The organism is Pseudomonas sp. KBN10P06128, assembly GCF_037574945.1.
Taxonomy (GTDB): Bacteria; Pseudomonadota; Gammaproteobacteria; order Pseudomonadales; family Pseudomonadaceae; genus Pseudomonas; species Pseudomonas aeruginosa.
This window is the reverse complement of record NZ_JBBELR010000001.1, coordinates 4,787,520-4,803,827: the sequence shown is the minus strand read 5'-3', so window position 1 is coordinate 4,803,827 and position 16,308 is coordinate 4,787,520. Positions and strand designations below refer to the sequence as shown.

The 16,308-nt window shown below is 67.5% G+C and carries 12 protein-coding genes; 10 read left to right on the top strand and 2 right to left on the bottom strand.

Features of this window, described 5'->3' with window-relative positions; genetic code table 11:
- Window positions 1-177: 177 nt before the first annotated feature.
- The 6 genes from oprO to VQ065_RS22455 all read left to right on the top strand — a co-directional run bounded on the left by oprO (window position 178) and on the right by VQ065_RS22455 (window position 5,661).
- Window positions 178-1,494, top strand: coding sequence for an outer membrane porin OprO (gene oprO / locus VQ065_RS22480; RefSeq protein WP_003104423.1), 1,317 nt, complete (start codon window positions 178-180; stop codon window positions 1,492-1,494).
- 458 nt (window positions 1,495-1,952) lie between these two features.
- Window positions 1,953-3,275, top strand: coding sequence for an outer membrane porin OprP (gene oprP, locus VQ065_RS22475; protein WP_003122437.1), 1,323 nt, complete (start codon window positions 1,953-1,955; stop codon window positions 3,273-3,275).
- Between the two features lie 168 nt (window positions 3,276-3,443).
- On the top strand, window positions 3,444-3,743 hold the full coding sequence (locus tag VQ065_RS22470; protein WP_003091621.1) for a hypothetical protein: 300 nt from the start codon (window positions 3,444-3,446) through the stop codon (window positions 3,741-3,743).
- A 124-nt stretch (window positions 3,744-3,867) separates the two neighbouring features.
- Window positions 3,868-4,680 (top strand): SDR family oxidoreductase, encoded by an 813-nt coding sequence (locus VQ065_RS22465; protein ID WP_003091619.1) that lies wholly within the window; start codon window positions 3,868-3,870, stop codon window positions 4,678-4,680.
- A gap of 232 nt (window positions 4,681-4,912) precedes the next feature.
- Entirely contained in the window at window positions 4,913-5,335 is a 423-nt protein-coding gene (locus VQ065_RS22460; protein WP_003091617.1) for a hypothetical protein, read from the top strand.
- The gene (locus tag VQ065_RS22455) at window positions 5,332-5,661 is read left to right on the top strand and encodes a YnfA family protein (RefSeq protein WP_003091616.1); all 330 of its coding nucleotides are present in this window, start codon (window positions 5,332-5,334) and stop codon (window positions 5,659-5,661) included. Before VQ065_RS22460 ends, VQ065_RS22455 begins: the two co-directional genes overlap by 4 nt.
- A 78-nt stretch (window positions 5,662-5,739) precedes the next feature.
- Here VQ065_RS22455 and VQ065_RS22450 read toward each other — a convergent pair whose 3' ends face one another.
- Window positions 5,740-6,027: a hypothetical protein gene (locus VQ065_RS22450; protein ID WP_003091615.1), complete on the bottom strand. Its 288-nt coding sequence runs from the start codon at window positions 6,025-6,027 to the stop codon at window positions 5,740-5,742.
- 166 nt (window positions 6,028-6,193) lie between these two features.
- On the opposite strand from VQ065_RS22450, the gene VQ065_RS22445 reads away from it, so the two are divergent.
- Together VQ065_RS22445 and VQ065_RS22440 are read left to right on the top strand one after the other, a co-directional pair.
- Window positions 6,194-6,577, top strand: coding sequence for a hypothetical protein (locus VQ065_RS22445; RefSeq protein WP_003091614.1), 384 nt, complete (start codon window positions 6,194-6,196; stop codon window positions 6,575-6,577).
- 68 nt (window positions 6,578-6,645) lie between these two features.
- The gene (locus VQ065_RS22440; RefSeq protein WP_014603939.1) at window positions 6,646-10,992 is read left to right on the top strand and encodes a DEAD/DEAH box helicase; all 4,347 of its coding nucleotides are present in this window, start codon (window positions 6,646-6,648) and stop codon (window positions 10,990-10,992) included.
- Window positions 10,993-10,999: 7 nt separating this feature from the next.
- Here VQ065_RS22440 and VQ065_RS22435 read toward each other — a convergent pair whose 3' ends face one another.
- Window positions 11,000-14,479 (bottom strand): PAS domain-containing hybrid sensor histidine kinase/response regulator, encoded by a 3,480-nt coding sequence (locus VQ065_RS22435; protein WP_003091610.1) that lies wholly within the window; start codon window positions 14,477-14,479, stop codon window positions 11,000-11,002.
- A 265-nt stretch (window positions 14,480-14,744) separates the two neighbouring features.
- Between VQ065_RS22435 and VQ065_RS22430 the strand changes: the two genes are divergently transcribed.
- The gene (locus VQ065_RS22430) at window positions 14,745-15,332 is read left to right on the top strand and encodes a GNAT family N-acetyltransferase (RefSeq protein WP_073660237.1); all 588 of its coding nucleotides are present in this window, start codon (window positions 14,745-14,747) and stop codon (window positions 15,330-15,332) included.
- Window positions 15,333-15,398: 66 nt separating this feature from the next.
- Window positions 15,399-16,253 carry an AraC family transcriptional regulator gene (locus VQ065_RS22425; protein ID WP_003091607.1) on the top strand — a complete coding sequence of 285 codons (855 nt, stop codon included), beginning with the start codon at window positions 15,399-15,401 and terminating at the stop codon, window positions 16,251-16,253.
- The last annotated feature ends 55 nt before the right edge of the window (window positions 16,254-16,308 follow it).

The following is a 16,308-nucleotide window of genomic DNA, read 5'->3' as shown; positions in this document are numbered from 1 at the left end:
ATAAAAAGTTCCTCTGTAATGAAACATTTATCTCCATGCAATTTGGCTGCAATCTGCCATCGCCAAGATTCCCCCCAACACAAAGGGGCCGCCTTACGGCCAGCGCGGAACAAGGGGCGCGCTGTAGCCAGGCACTCGCGTGTTGCCAATGCACACACCATTAAGGGGAAATCTTCGATGATCCGTAAGCACTCGCTCGGCTTCGTTGCCAGCGCTCTGGCTCTGGCCGTATCTGCCCAGGCGTTCGCCGGCACCGTGACCACCGACGGCGCCGATATCGTGATCAAGACCAAGGGCGGCCTCGAAGTCGCCACCACCGACAAGGAATTCAGCTTCAAGCTGGGCGGTCGCCTGCAGGCCGACTACAGCCGTTTCGACGGTTTCTATACCAAGAATGGCAACACCGCCGACGCCGCCTACTTCCGCCGCGCCTTCATCGAACTCGGCGGCACCGCGTACAAGGACTGGAAATACCAGATCAACTTCGACCTGTCGCACAACACCGGCAGCTCCGACAACGGCTATTTCGACGAAGCTTCGGTCACTTACACCGGCTTCAACCCGGTCAACCTGAAGTTCGGTCGCTTCGACCCCGACTTCGGCCTGGAAAAGGCCACCAGCTCCAAGTGGGTGACCGCTCCCGAGCGTAACGCCGCCTACGAACTGGCCGACTGGATCAACACCCACCAGGACGGCATGGGCGCCCAGGTCAACTCGACCCTCGCCGACATGGCCTACCTGTCCGCCGGCGTATCCGCCAAGGACGCCGACGACAGCGACGGCGACAGCGTCAAGCAGTTCAACTTCCGCGGCGTGTTCGCGCCGATGCACGAAGCCGGCAATGTTCTGCATGTCGGCGTGAACTATGCCTACCGCGACCTCGACGACACCGCCTTCGACTCGCGCATCCGTCCGCGCCTGGGCATGCGCGGCATCGCCACCAGCGGCGGCAACGACGCCGGTGACAACGGCAACCGCGCGACCTTCGGCGGTGTCTCCAACTCGCCGGCCGGTTCCTACAAGGACGACAGCGTCTGGGGCCTGGAAGGCGCCTGGGCGATGGGCCCGTTCTCGGCCCAGGCCGAATACCTGGCACGCAAGCTGAAGGCCGATGACAACGCCTACAAGGACATCAAGGCCAAGGGTTACTACGCGCAACTGGCCTACACCCTGACCGGCGAGTCCCGCCAGTACAAGCTGGAGGGCGCCAAGTTCGACTCCGTCAAGCCGGAAAACAAGGAAATCGGCGCCTGGGAAGTGTTCTACCGCTACGACAACATCAAGGTGGAAGACGACAACGTCGTCGCCGATACCGCCACTCGCGAAGTCGGCGACACCAAGGCCAAGGCCCACAACCTGGGCGTGAACTGGTACGTCAACGATGCGGTGAAGATCAGCGCGGCCTACGTCAAGGCGAAGACCGACAAGATTACCAACAACAATGGCGACGATGACGGCGACGGCTTCGTGACCCGTTTGCAGTACGTGTTCTAAGAAGCGACAACGATCTGCTCCTGTTTTCGGCCTCGCTCCGGCGAGGTCTTTTTAATCGCTTCCTTACCCGGTTGTGGCGATGTTGGCAGCCTGCAACCGGGTCTTTCTTTCGTTACAGGTCCACCCGCAGGTACTGGCAGGAATATCCGAAAGCCAGACGGTTATCGGCAGAAACTCTTGAGTTTCATTGCAGCCATGCAATCTTCGCAAGGTTGCCGCAATATATGAAACAAGCTGTTACATCTGTCGCCCGGACCTGATGCCTCTAGGCCTGCGCCCTTATCCGACGGCCTCATCCAGGCGCTATCCGGCTGCCTGTCACAAAAGCTTTCGCGCTTTGCAGTCTCGCTGTCACAACCCATCCAGATGATCCCCCTCCAGCAGCGCCGGCCGGCGACAGAACCGGCCGTTTCCGCGCTGCTCAAGACCATTCGAAATCCGAACAGGGGACTTACCTGATGATTCGCAGACACTCGTGCAAAGGGGTGGGGAGCAGTGTTGCCTGGAGTTTGCTGGGCCTGGCGATTTCCGCGCAGAGCCTGGCCGGGACCGTGACCACCGACGGTGCCGACATCGTGATCAAGACCAAGGGCGGCCTCGAAGTCGCCACCACCGACAAGGAATTCAGCTTCAAGCTCGGCGGCCGCCTACAGGCCGACTACGGCCGCTTCGACGGCTACTACACGAACAACGGCAATACCGCCGATGCCGCCTACTTCCGCCGCGCCTACCTGGAGTTCGGCGGCACCGTCTACCGTGACTGGAAGTACCAGATCAACTACGACCTGTCGCGCAACGTCGGCAACGACAGCGCCGGCTACTTCGACGAAGCCTCGGTCACCTATACCGGCTTCAATCCGGTCAACCTGAAGTTCGGCCGCTTCTACACCGACTTCGGCCTGGAAAAGGCCACCAGCTCCAAATGGGTCACCGCGCTGGAGCGCAACCTCACCTACGACATCGCCGACTGGGTCAACGACAACGTCGGTACCGGTATCCAGGCCAGCTCGGTGGTGGGCGGCATGGCCTTCCTCTCGGGCAGCGTGTTCAGCGAGAACAACAACGATACCGACGGCGACAGCGTCAAGCGCTACAACCTGCGCGGCGTGTTCGCGCCGCTGCACGAGCCGGGCAACGTGGTGCACCTGGGCCTGCAATACGCCTATCGCGACCTGGAGGACAGCGCGGTGGATACCCGGATCCGCCCGCGCATGGGCATGCGCGGCGTCTCCACCAATGGCGGCAACGATGCCGGCAGCAATGGCAACCGTGGCCTGTTCGGCGGCAGTTCGGCAGTCGAGGGGCTGTGGAAGGACGACTCGGTCTGGGGCCTGGAAGGCGCCTGGGCGCTGGGTGCCTTCTCGGCCCAGGCCGAGTACCTGCGGCGCACGGTCAAGGCCGAGCGCGACCGCGAGGATCTCAAGGCCTCCGGCTATTACGCGCAACTGGCCTACACCCTCACCGGCGAGCCGCGCCTCTACAAGCTGGACGGCGCCAAGTTCGACACCATCAAGCCGGAGAACAAGGAAATCGGCGCCTGGGAGCTGTTCTACCGCTACGACTCGATCAAGGTCGAGGATGACAACATCGTCGTCGACAGCGCCACCCGCGAGGTCGGCGACGCCAAGGGCAAGACCCATACCCTGGGCGTCAACTGGTACGCCAACGAGGCGGTGAAGGTCTCCGCCAACTACGTCAAGGCGAAGACCGACAAGATCAGCAATGCCAACGGCGACGATAGCGGCGATGGCCTGGTGATGCGCCTGCAGTACGTGTTCTGAGGCGGTCGGGCCCCGTCCGGCGGGCGGGGCTCGTTTCCGCAGGATGTTACCCGCGTCATGAAATTGCCTGGTGGATGTCCGGGCGGGCCGCCCAGCTTGACCCAGGGCACAGATCGCATGGCGGCATCTGGCTATGCTGGTCCCTCGGAAACGCTCTGGGAGGGACTGATGATCGGCTGGGGACGTGCCTGTATTGGCGTCGGGGGGCTGCTGTTGCTGGGCCAGTTGCTGGGGGGCGCCCTGCTGCTCGCGGACGACGGCGAAGCGACGCTGGCGGTCGAACACTTCTGGCAATTCGTCTTCCTGATCCCGGCGATCCTGGTGGCACTGGGAATGTTCGTCCTGCAGCATCACGTGGGTTCCTTCGCCCAGTTGTACCGCCGGCGTCTCGATGGCGCCTCCTACCTGCTGGTTTCCTGCGGCATCGCCCTGGTCCTGGGCAAGCTCTGCGTCCTGCTGCTCGCCTGAGCCCCTCGCGCGGCCCGGCATGTCCGGGTTTGCCCGAGGCATTCAGCTTCCTGATTTAGCCGGAGGCCGCTGAAACCCTTGGTTACACTGGCCTTCATCACACGAACAGGAAGGCAGGACCCCTATGCAAAACCGCATGATGATCACCGGTGCCGGCTCCGGGCTGGGGCGCGAAATCGCCCTGCGCTGGGCGCGTGACGGCTGGCGCCTGGCGCTGGCCGACGTCAACGAAGCCGGCCTGGCGGAAAGCCTGAAACTGGTGCGCGAGGCGGGTGGCGATGGCTTCACCCAGCGTTGCGACGTACGCGACTACAGTCAACTGACCGCGCTGGCACAGAGCTGCGAGGAGAAGTTCGGCGGCATCGACGTCATCGTCAACAACGCCGGGGTGGCCTCCGGCGGCTTCTTCGGCGAGTTGTCCCTGGAGGACTGGGACTGGCAGATCGCGATCAACCTGATGGGCGTGGTCAAGGGCTGCAAGGCCTTCCTGCCGTTGCTGGAGCGAAGCAAGGGCAAGATCGTCAACATCGCCTCGATGGCGGCGTTGATGCAGGGCCCGGCGATGAGCAACTACAACGTGGCCAAGGCCGGGGTGGTGGCGCTTTCGGAAAGCCTGCTGGTAGAGCTGGCGCTGGTCGAGGTCGGCGTCCATGTGGTCTGTCCTTCGTTCTTCCAGACCAACCTGCTGGACTCTTTCCGCGGCCCGAGCCCCGAGATGAAGCACCAGGTCGGCAAGTTGCTGGAGAGTTCGCCGATCAGCGCCGCCGACATCGCCGACTACATCCACGCCGAAGTGGCCAAGGGCAGTTTCCTGATCCTGCCCCACGAGCAGGCGCGGATGGCCTGGAGGATCAAGCAGCAGAATCCCCAGGCGATCTATGACGAGATGACCGCGATGGCCGGCAAGATGCAGGCCAAGCGTCAGCGCCAGGCCTGAGTGGAAATGGCTGCAGGCCAGCAGGGGCGCGGCTTTGCACCATTGCGGTGCGGCGCAGATAGTGCTTGCCCAAGGCGGTGCGATCGAGTAGCTTGAGTCACCGGCCTGCCTGCCGAAGTACGTTGGACCCCACAAGAAGCCTCGCTCATTTGCGAGGCTTTTTGCTTTTCCGGCCTCGCGCCCTGTGCTAGAAGGCTGCCTCTGCGAGTCCGTTCTGTTCTGGAGTACCCCTGTGGAGTCTGAATCCATCGTCTATGGCTGCATCCGCGACTGGCCGGGCGATTCGATGGAACGGCGCATGCGCCGTGCCGCCAACCGCCGCGTGCTGGACAGCCTGCCGGGCGGCGAGGCCTGGCCGTTCCTCGGCCGCGAGATGTTCAGCCGCTGCGAGCAGTCCGGGGCCGGGCTCTACCAGACCCAGATCATCCACTTCGGTGCCAGCTACCAGGCCATCGAATACGAGTGGAGCCTGTGGGTCGAGCAGTTCGAGGCGTTGCTCAGGCGCCTCTACTGGGCCAGCGCGGTGGTCCACCTGGAGACCGAAGTGAACGGCAGCCATACCTTTCGCTGGGAGTCCGAGCGTGGCTTTCATACCCCCCAGGAGAGCGACCTGCAGGTCCGCTGCGCCTGGGAGCGGGAGGGCGGGCGGCGGTGATCAACTACCTCTGGTTCGTCCTCGCGGCGTTCTGCGAGATCGCCGGCTGCTACGCCTTCTATCTCTGGCTGCGGCTGGGCAAGAGCGCCCTCTGGGTGCTGCCCGGCCTGCTCAGCCTGACCCTGTTCGCCTTGCTGCTGACCCGCGTGGAGGCCAGCTACGCCGGCCGCGCCTATGCCGCCTATGGCGGCATCTACGTCGCCGCGTCGCTGTTCTGGCTGGCTTTCGTCGAGCGCTCGCGGCCGCTATGGAGCGACTGGCTGGGTGTGGCCTTGTGCGTGGTCGGTGCCAGCGTCGTGCTGTTCGGCCCGCGCCTGTCTCAGTGACTCAGGCGGGGTGGGTGGCGCGCCCGTCACGGGCGCCGGACCCCGCCGTCCCGGGCCGCCGCACCCCGAACCGGCGGATCACTGCGAAGTGTTGCGCTGTACGTCACCTTTTTCCTGATCCAGTTCCTTGAGCATCTGCGCGTAGGCATCGCAATCGCTCGGCCGGTTCTGTTCCGAGCGGGCTTCCTGGCGCTGGCGCAACTGCTCGTTGAGTTCCCTGGCCCGTTGCGGGTTCTTCTGGGTGATCGAGGCGACCTTGGTGGCGACTTCCTTGCCCATCTTTTCCGCCTCCGCTTCGGAACAGGCGAAGACCGGCGTGGCGACCAGCAGGGCGCAGGCGCTGGCGAGGGCGAAAAGCGGTTTCATGGCGTACTCCTGTGGGGTGGTCCTGAGCGGTGGAGCCCGGTCGAGCCGACAAAGTTCAGCCGCAACGCCGGACGGCGACCGATTCGAACCCTCGCTGCGGGTTGCGGGTCGCACGCATAGAGAGGGTGCGAAGGACCCTCGTCGCTTATGCCGCAGGAGGTATGCCATGACTCACGATTGGGATCTGGTCGAACGGTTGCTGCTGGAGGTCCGGCAGTCCGCCCATGAGAACTTCGCCCCGCGCGCCCATGCCGAACGCCTGGCCGAGGAACGCTCCCAGGCCGGGCAGCGGGTCGGCGACATGGATGCGTTGAAGCAGAAGGCCGCCGACTACGAGGCGATCCTGCTGGAGGGCGGCTTCATCGAGCCGCGTCCGGAAGAGCAGGGCGGCAATGGCGAGAACTTCGTCCTCACGCCGCGCGGCGAGCGCCTGCTCGGCCTGATCGGCGGCGAGACGCCGAAGGCCGCCGAGGCTCGCCGGCTGCTCGAGGAGAACGGCAGCGAAGCGCTGCACGCCGAGCGCTTCGACCGTTTCGTCGCCGGGCTCTGAAACTGCGCCCGACGGGCGATCGGCGGGGCTTGTGAGTCGCCCGCGGCGCCACCATAGTGCGGAGCATGATGCCTATTTCATCCTCTTCCGCCCGCCGCGCCGAGCCGGCTCCGCGGCCCCTGGCGGAGTTCCATCCCGTCGTCCGCCAGTGGTTCGAACGCCACTTCGCCGCGCCCACGCCGGCGCAGGTGGAGGCCTGGCCGGCGATCCGCGAGGGGCTTTCGACCCTGGTCGCCGCGCCCACCGGTTCGGGCAAGACCCTGACCGCCTTCCTCGCCGCCATCGATGCCCTGGTGGTGGAGGGGCTGGCCGCCGGCGGCGAGTTGGCGGATGCCACCCAGGTGGTCTATGTCTCGCCGCTGAAAGCGCTGTCCAACGACATCCGCATCAACCTGGAGCAACCGCTGGCTGGCATCCGCGAGGAACTGGCGCGTCTCGGCCTGCCCGACGTCGATATCCGTAGCGCGGTGCGCACCGGCGATACGCCGCAGGTCGAACGCGGAGCGATGCGCAAGCGCCCGCCGCACATCCTGGTCACCACGCCCGAATCGCTGTACATCCTGCTCGGCTCGGAGTCGGGCCGGCAGATGCTTGCCGGGGTGCGCAGCGTGATCGTCGACGAGATCCATGCCCTGGCCGGCAGCAAGCGCGGCAGCCACCTGGCGCTGTCGCTGGAGCGCCTGCAGGCGCTGTGTCCGCGACCGCTGCTGCGGATCGGGCTGTCCGCCACGCAGAAGCCGATCGAGAAGGTCGCGCGCTTCCTCGTCGGCGCCAGCGGCAATCCGCGCGATCCGGCCTGCCGGATCGTCGACATCGGCTATACGCGCCCCCGCGACCTGGGCATCGAGGTACCGCCGGTGGCGCTGGAAGCGGTGATGTCCAACGACACCTGGGAGCTGGTCTACGACCGCCTGGCGCACCTGGCCGGCGAGCACCGCACCACCCTGGTGTTCGTCAACACCCGGCGCATGGCCGAGCGGGTCACCCGCTTCCTCGCCGAACGCCTCGGCAGCCGCCAGGTGGCGGCCCACCACGGCAGCCTGGCCAAGGAGCTGCGCCTGGATGCCGAGCAGCGCCTCAAGGCCGGGCAATTGAAGGTACTGGTGGCGACCGCCTCGCTGGAGCTGGGCATCGATATCGGCGACGTCGAGCTGGTCTGCCAGTTGTCGTCGCCGCGCTCCATCGCCGCCTTCCTGCAACGGGTCGGGCGTTCCGGGCACAGCGTCGGCGGCACCCCCAAGGGCCGGTTGTTCCCGACCTCCCGCGACGACCTGGTGGAATGCGCGGCGCTGCTCGACAGCGTGCGCCGTGGCGAGCTGGACAGCCTGGTGCTGCCGCGCCAGCCGCTGGACGTGCTGGCGCAGCAGATCGTCGCCGAAGTGGCCTGCCAGGAGTGGCGCGAGGACGACCTCTATCGCCTGGTGATCCGCGCCGAGCCCTACGCCGGGCTGGAGCGCGAGCGCTTCGACGAAGTCCTGCGGATGCTTGCCGAGGGCTACCACTCACGCCTCGGCGTGCGCGGCGCCTATCTCCATCGCGATGCGCTCAACGGCCTGCTCCGTGGCCGCCGTGGCGCGCGGCTGACCGCGCTGACCTCGGGCGGGACCATTCCCGATACCGGCGACTACAGCGTGCTGCTGGAGCCGCAGGGCCTGCTGGTGGGGACGGTCAACGAGGATTTCGCGGTGGAGAGCCTGGCCGGCGACGTGTTCCAGCTGGGCAACACCTCGTACCGGATCATCCGCATCGAGCCGGGACGGGTGCGGGTCGAGGACGCCCAGGGCCAGCCGCCGAACATTCCGTTCTGGCTGGGCGAGGCGCCGGGGCGCAGCGACGAGCTGTCGGCCAGCGTGGCGCGCCTGCGCGACACCCTCGACGAGCTGCTCGGCGAAGGCCAGGCATTGCCGGAAGGGCAGCGGCTGGAGCCAGCCATCGCCTGGCTCGGCGTCACCCTCGGGCTGGACGATGGCGCCGCGCGGCAGATCGTCGAGTACCTGGCCCGCGCCCGCCAGGCCCTGGGTGGCCTGCCCGGGAGCCGGCGGCTGGTGATGGAACGCTTCTTCGACGAATCCGGCGGCATGCAACTGATCATCCACAGTCCTCACGGCAGCCGCCTCAACCGCGCCTGGGGCCTGGCGCTGCGCAAGCGTTTCTGCCGCAGCTTCAACTTCGAGCTGCAGGCGGCGGCCACCGAGGACGCGATCATCCTCTCGCTGTCCACCAGCCACAGCTTTCCCCTCGACGAGGTCTGGCGCTACCTGCATTCGGCGAGCGCCGAGCATCTGTTGGTACAGGCCGTGCTCGACGCGCCGCTGTTCGGCGTGCGCTGGCGCTGGAACCTGACCACTTCGCTCGGTTTGCCGCGCTATGCCGGCGGTCGCAAGGTGCCGCCGCAACTGCTGCGGATGAAGAGCGAGGATCTGCTGGCCAGCGTGTTCCCCGATCAGGTGGCGTGCCTGGAGAATATCGTCGGCGAGCGCGAGGTGCCCGATCACCCGCTGGTGGCGCAGACCCTCGACGACTGCCTGCACGAGGCGATGGATTGCGACGGCTGGCTGGCCCTGCTGCGCGACATGGAGAGCGGCGCGGTGGACTTGCTGGCGCGCGACCTGCCGGCGCCTTCGGCGTTGGCGGCGGAGATACTCACCGCGCGTCCCTACGCCTATCTCGACGATGCGCCGCTGGAAGAGCGGCGTACCCAGGCGGTACAGAATCGCCGCTGGAGCGATCCCGAGTCCGCCGACGATCTCGGCGCCCTGGACCTTGAGGCGATCGAGGCGGTGCGTGGCGAGGCCTGGCCGGAAGCGCGCAACGCCGACGAGATGCATGAGGCGCTGAACAGCCTGGGCTACCTCACCTCGGGCGAGGCCGAGGCCAATCCGGGCTGGGGGGAATGGCTTGCGCAACTGTCGGAGCAACGCCGCGCCGGACGCCTGGACTGCGCAGGCAGCATTCTCTGGCTGGCGGCGGAGCGCCTGCCGGCGATGCGCCTGGTGCATCCCGCGGCGAAGGTGCCCGACGCTTTCCAGGCGCCTCGCGGCTATCCGCCGCCGGACTCGGCGGAAGCGGCGACCGTGGAGCTGACCCGCGCCCGCCTGGGTGGCTTCGGGCCGCGCACGGCCGGGCAGTTGGCGGCCGACCTGGGCATCGGCCTGGCCGACCAGCAGTACGCGTTGGCCGCCCTGGAGCGCGAAGGCTATGTGCTGCGTGGCCGCTTCAGTCCTGGCGCGACGGAAGAGGAGTGGTGCGAACGCCATCTGCTGGCGCGCATCCATCGCTATACGGTGAAGCGCCTGCGCCGGGAAATCGAGCCGGTGCAGCGCGCCGATTTCATGCGCTTCCTGTTCGACTGGCAGCGCCTGGCGCCGGGCACCCGTGGCCGGGGAGCGGAGTCCCTGGCTACGGTGGTCGAGCAACTGGAAGGCTTCCAGGCCGCGGCGGCCGCCTGGGAAAGCGAACTGCTGGCAGCGCGGGTGGCCGACTACGCCAGCCATTGGCTGGACCAGCTGTGCCGTTCCGGACGCATCGTCTGGGCGCGCCTGGCCGGACGCAGCAAGGCCGCCGGCGGTCCGCTGCGCAGCGCGCCGATCGTGCTCCTGCCGCGCCGCGAGCTGGGGCTCTGGAGCGTCCTGCAGCGCGACGCGCCGGAGCCGGAACTGTCGCCGCGCGCGGCCAGGGTACTGGAGGTGCTGCGCGAGCAGGGTGCATCGTTCTTCGACGAACTGAGCCAGGACGCCCACCTGCTGCGCAGCGAGCTGGAGAACGCCCTCGGCGAGCTGGTCTCGGTCGGCCGGGTCAACGCCGACAGCTTCGCCGGGCTGCGCACCCTGCTGATGCCGGCGGACAAGCGCAGCCGCCAGGAGCGCCGCTCGCGCGGCCTGCCGGGCGGCATGCAGGACGCCGGGCGCTGGGCGCCGCTGCGCCGGGCGAAGGCGGAAGAGGCGGGGCAGCGTTTGCCGGCGGAGGTTCTCGAACATGTCGCCCGGACCTTGCTGCGGCGCTATGGGGTGGTCGCCTGGCGCCTGCTGGAGCGCGAAGTCGACTGGCTGCCGCCGTGGCGCGAGTTGCTGCGCGTCTACCATCGCCTGGAAGCGCGCGGCGAGATTCGCGGCGGGCGCTTCATCGCCGGCCTGGCCGGCGAGCAGTTCGCCTTGGCGGAAGCGGTCGGCCTGTTGCGCGAGGTGCGCAAGCGGCCGCCGGATGGGGCGATGCTGGTGGTGTCGGCAGTCGATCCGTTGAACCTGGTCGGCGGCCTGCTACCCGGCGAACGGGTGCCGGCGGTGACCGGCAACCGCCTGCTCTATCGAGACGGAGCGCCGCTGGCGGCGCTGGTAGCCGGCAAGGTGCGGATGCTCGCGGAAGTCGACGGCGAGACCGCGCAGCAGATCCGTGCGCTGCTGATCCGCCGTCACTGAGGCCCGCTCAGCGCAGGCTCAGATGGCGGCTGAGCAGGGCCCGCAACGCGGCCGGCTTGACCGGCTTGGACAGGTAGTCGAGGCCGGCGGCGTGGATCTCCGCCACCAGTTCCGGCCGCGCGTCGGCGCTGATCACCACGCCCGGCACCGGCTCGCCCAGGCGCGTGCGCAGCCAGGCCATCAATTGCGTACCGGTCTCGCCGTCGTCCAGGTGATAGTCGATCAACGCCAGTTGCGGGCGCATCTCGCTGTCCAGCAGCGTGGCGCATTCCTCGCGGCTGCGCGCGGTCCAGACCTGGCAGCCCCAGCGGCTGAGCAGGCTGTTCATGCCGGCGAGGATGCTGTCTTCGTTGTCCACGCAGAGCACCTGGGCGCCGTTCAGCGCTTGCGCCGGTTCGGCCTTGTGGCCGTTGGCCAGGGCCGGCGGCGCCTGCCGCGCCAGCGGTACGCGGACGCTGAAGACGCTGCCCTTGCCCGGCCAGGAACGTACCTCCAGCGGATGGCCGAGGACCTTGCAGAGCCGGTCGGCGATCGCCAGGCCGAGACCGAGGCCTTTCTCCGCGCGGGTCTGGTGGCTGTCCAGGCGCTTGAACTCTTCGAAGATGACTTTCTGCTTGTCCGGTGGGATGCCCGGCCCCTGATCCCAGACTTCCAGGCGCAGGCAGCCGTCCTCGCGGCGCACGCCGAGCAGCACGTGGCCCTTGGCGTAGCGGAAAGCGTTGGTCAGGAAGTTCTGCAGGATGCGCCGCAGCAGCTTGATGTCGCTGTCCACCCGCAGCTGGCTGCCGCGCAGGCGGAAATGCAGGCCCTGTTCCTGGGCCAGCGCCTTGAACTCGACGCCGAGGGCATCGTAGAGGTTGTTCAGCGGGAACGGGTTGCGTTCGGCGCTGACCCGGCCGCTTTCCAGGCGCGAGATGTCCAGCAGGTCGGTGATCAGGTCCTCGGCGGAACGCAGCGACGAGTCGAGGTGCTGCACCAGGTCGCGGACCTCGCCGGGCAGCGCGTCCTGGTGGGCGAGGGCGGCGGAGAACAGCCGCGCGGCGTTCAGCGGCTGCATCAGGTCGTGGCTGACGGCGGCGAGGAAGCGGGTCTTCGACTGGTTGGCGGCCTCGGCGTTGCTCTTCGCCTCGCTGAGTTCCTGGTTCAACTGCGAGAGTTCCTGGGTACGCTCCTGGACCCGCTGTTCCAGCGACTCGTTGGCGCCCTTGAGGCCCTGTTCGGCCTCGCGGTAGGCGGTGATATCGGTGAAGCTCATGACGAAGCCGCCGCCGGGCATCGGGTTGCCGATCAGCTCGATGACCCGGCCGTTGGGGAACAGCCGCTCGGAGGTGTGCGGAGTGCCCTGGCGCATCCAGTACAGGCGCTTGGCCACGTGCATGTCCGGATCGCCGGGCCCGCACAGGCCGCGATCGGCGTTGTAGCGGATGATGTCGGCGATCGGTCGGCCGACGTAGATCAGCCCGTCCGGGTACTCGAACAGTTCCAGGTAGCGGTGGTTCCAGGCCACCAGGCGCAGCGACTGGTCGACCACGCTGATGCCCTGGGTGATGTTCTCGATCGCGCCCTGCAGCAGGGCGCGGTTGAATTGCAGCACCTCGGAGGCTTCGTCGGCGATCCGCACCACGTCCTCCACCTGCATCTCGCGCCCTTCGATGGCGGCCTTCACCACCGCCCGCGCCGAGGACGCGCCGAGGACCCCGGCGAGCAGGCGCTCGGTGTGCGCGATCCACTCGTTGTTGGCGGTCTGGTTCGGGGTGAAGCCCTTGCCCTGGCGGTAGGCGAAGCGGATGAAGCTTTGCCGCGCGCGTTCCTCGCCGACGAAACGCGCGGCGAGCATCAGCAGGTCTTCCACCTGCACCGCGAGCATGAAGCGCGAGTTCTGCCGCTGGGAGATCTCCTGGCCGATGAAGCGGCTGGCCTGCCAGTGCTCGGACACGCGGGTGCGCGAGAGCACCGAGACCAGGCCGAACAGGGCGAAGTTGCCGACCAGCGAGATCAGCACGCCCTGGGTCAGCGGCTCGATCGGCAGGCCGAAGGGATTGCTTGCCAGCCAGGTCAGGCCGGGGATGCGCTCCAGCGGCCAGCCAAGGCCCTTGGCCACCACCGGCAGGACCAGCGTATAGGCCCACAGCAGCGAGCCGGCGGCGAGGCCGGCGAAGACCCCGCGGCGGTTGGCCTGTTTCCAGTACAGCGCGCCGATCATCGCCGGGCCGAGCTGGGCGATGGCGGCGAAGGCGATCTGGCCGATGGTCGCCAGGCTGGCGCTGGAGCCGAGCAGGCGGTAGGCCACGTAGGCGAGCAGCAGGATCACCGCGATGCTCACCCGGCGCACGGTCAGCAGCCAGTGACGGAAGGCCTCGAAGGGCCGTTCGGTGTCCTTTTCCCGGCGTCGCAGCAGCCACGGCAGGAGCATGTCGTTGGAGACCATGGTCGACAGCGCGACGCTGGCGACGATGACCATTCCGGTGGCGGCCGAGGCGCCGCCGATGAACGCCAGCAGGGCCAGCGCCGGGTGCGCCTCGGCCAGCGGCAGGCTGATGACGAAGGAGTCCGGCATTACCCCGGCGGGCAGGTGCAACTGGCCGGCGAGGGCGATCGGCACCACGAACAACGCGGCCAGCACCAGGTAGATGGGGAACACCCAGCGCGCCAGGTTGAGGTCGCGCGGCTCGATGTTCTCCACCACGGTGACGTGGAATTGCCGCGGCAGGCACATGATCGCGGTCATCGCCACGCCGGTCTGCAGCAGCATCGCCGGCCAGTGCACGGTCTCTTCCCAGTAGTCGGCCAACTGCGGCGCGGCGCGGGCCTGGGAGAAGAGATCGGCGAAGCCGTCGTAGAGGCCGAAGGTGACGAAGATGCCCACGGCGAGGAAGGCGGTGAGCTTGACCAGCGACTCGAAGGCGATGGCCAGGACCATGCCGCGGTGGTGTTCGGTGACATCCAGGCTGCGGGTACCGAAGACGATGGTGAACAGCGCCAGCACCAGCGACACGATCAGCGCCGTGTCCTGGGCGCGGGTACCGGTGGAGTCGGCGCCGGAGCCGATCAGCAGATTCACCCCGAGGACGATGCCTTTCAGTTGCAGGGCGATGTAGGGCAGTACGCCGACCATGCAGATCAGCGCCACCACCACCGCCAGCGCCTGCGACTTGCCGTAGCGGGCGGCGATGAAGTCGGCGATGGAGGTGATGTTCTCCTGCTTGCTGATCATGATCATCTTCTGCAGCACCCAGGGCGCGAACAGCATCAGCAGCACCGGTCCGAGGTAGATCGGCAGGAACGACCAGAGCTGGTCGGTGGCCTGGCCGACCGCGCCGAAGAAGGTCCAGCTGGTGCAGTACACTGCCAGGGAGAGGCTGTAGACCCAGGCGCGCAGGCGGGGTGAGAGCGGGGTGCGGCGACGGTCGCCATAGAAGGCGATGGCGAACAGGATGGCCATGTAGACCAGGGCGACCACGGCGATCAGCCCGATGGACAGCGACATGCGAACTCCGATGATGTCCCCGCGTGAAGCTGGCGTGAGGCGGGGGTCTTGCTTTCGCGCCAGTTTCGCACTTGTCGGCCCGCGCGTCAGGCCGCCTGCGACCAAGGTCGCACGCATGCTTGAGCCGGACGCGCGGAGTTGGTAGCGTGCCGGGCTGCGTGAGCGCGGACGGCCTCGGCGGCCGGCTGTCCGTTCATCGTAGCCGGTTTCGGCTGCGGCACTAAACGCGGCCGCTGCGCTCTGATGGGAGCGGAGTTTTGCGTCGATGTCGAGGAGGGCGCCCATGTTCAAGCCGCTACCGATCACCCTGCAGCGCGGAGCCTTGCGTCTCGAGCCGCTGGTGGAAGCGGACATTCCCGAGCTGGTGAGCCTCGCCGAAGCCAACCGCGAGGCGCTGCAGTACATGGACGGACCGACGCGGCCGGACTGGTACCGCCAGAGCCTCGTCGAGCAGCGCGAGGGCAGGGCGTTGCCGCTCGCCGTCCGCCTCGGCGTGCAACTGGTCGGGACCACGCGCTTCGCCGAATTCCTTCCCGCCTTGCCGGCCTGCGAGATCGGCTGGACCTGGCTCGACCAGGCCCAGCACGGCAGCGGCCTGAACCGCATGATCAAGTACCTGATGCTCAAGCATGCCTTCGACAACCTGCGCATGGTCCGCGTGCAGCTCAGCACGGCGGCGAGCAACCTGCGCGCCCAGGGCGCCATCGACAAGCTCGGCGCGCAGCGCGAGGGCGTACTGCGCAACCACCGGCGGCTGGCCGGCGGGCGGCTAGACGACACCTTCGTCTACAGCATCACCGACCACGAATGGCCGCAGGTCAAGGCGGCGCTGGAAGCCAGCTTCACCGGCTGAAGCCGGTTCCGTCGCTCCTGCGGTATGCTGGGCGGCCCGTCCGGACGGGCGAACGAGGAGACGGCAGTGCCGGACGAGACGAGCGGAGAACACACGCATTTCTGGCGCGCCGCCGAACTGGGCGGCGTCGAACTGCTGCACGCGCGCTATGTGGAGCAGCGCTTCGCGCCGCACGTGCACAGCAGCTTCGCCCTGGTCATCATCGAGCAGGGCGCGCAGCGCTTCCGCCATCGTGGCGGCGAGCACCTGGCCCCGCTGGGCAGCATGGTGCTGATCAACCCCGACGAAGTGCACACCGGCTCCAAGGCCCATGATGCCGGTTGGCTCTATCGCGGCTACTACCCGGAAATGGAACAGATCGACGGGATTCTCGACGAGCTGGAAATCCATCATGGCGGCGTGCCGCGTTTCGCCGACAGCGTGATCCACGACCAGCCCCTGGCACGCGCCTTCGTCCACTTGCACCGCCTGCTGGCCGAGCATGCCGGCAGCCTGGAAACCCAGACCCGCTGGCGCGAGACGATGCTCGCCCTGTTCCGTCGCCACGCCCGCCTGCCAGAAGCGCCGAAGGCCGGGCAGGAGCCGTTGGCGGTGGCCCGCGCCCGCGAACTGCTGGCGGCGCGGTTGCTCGATCCGCCTTCGCTGGAGGAACTGGCGGCGGCGGTCAATCTGTCCCCGTTCCATTTTGCCCGGGTCTTCCGTCGCGCCACCGGCATGCCGCCCCACGCCTGGCTCAGACAGCGCCGCCTGGAGCAGGCCAGGGCACTGCTCAAGAGCGGCCGGGCGCCGCTGGAGGTGGCCCTGGAGCTGGGCTTCGCCGACCAGAGCCACCTCGGTCGCCAGTTCAAGCAGGCCTACGGGGTGGCACCGGGTGAATACCGCTCGGCCTGCGCGCGCTCGTCCTTGACGACATACGAATAAGTCAAGCTCACATTTGCAAATCATTTGTATTTACGCTCTTTACGATTTGCCGTAC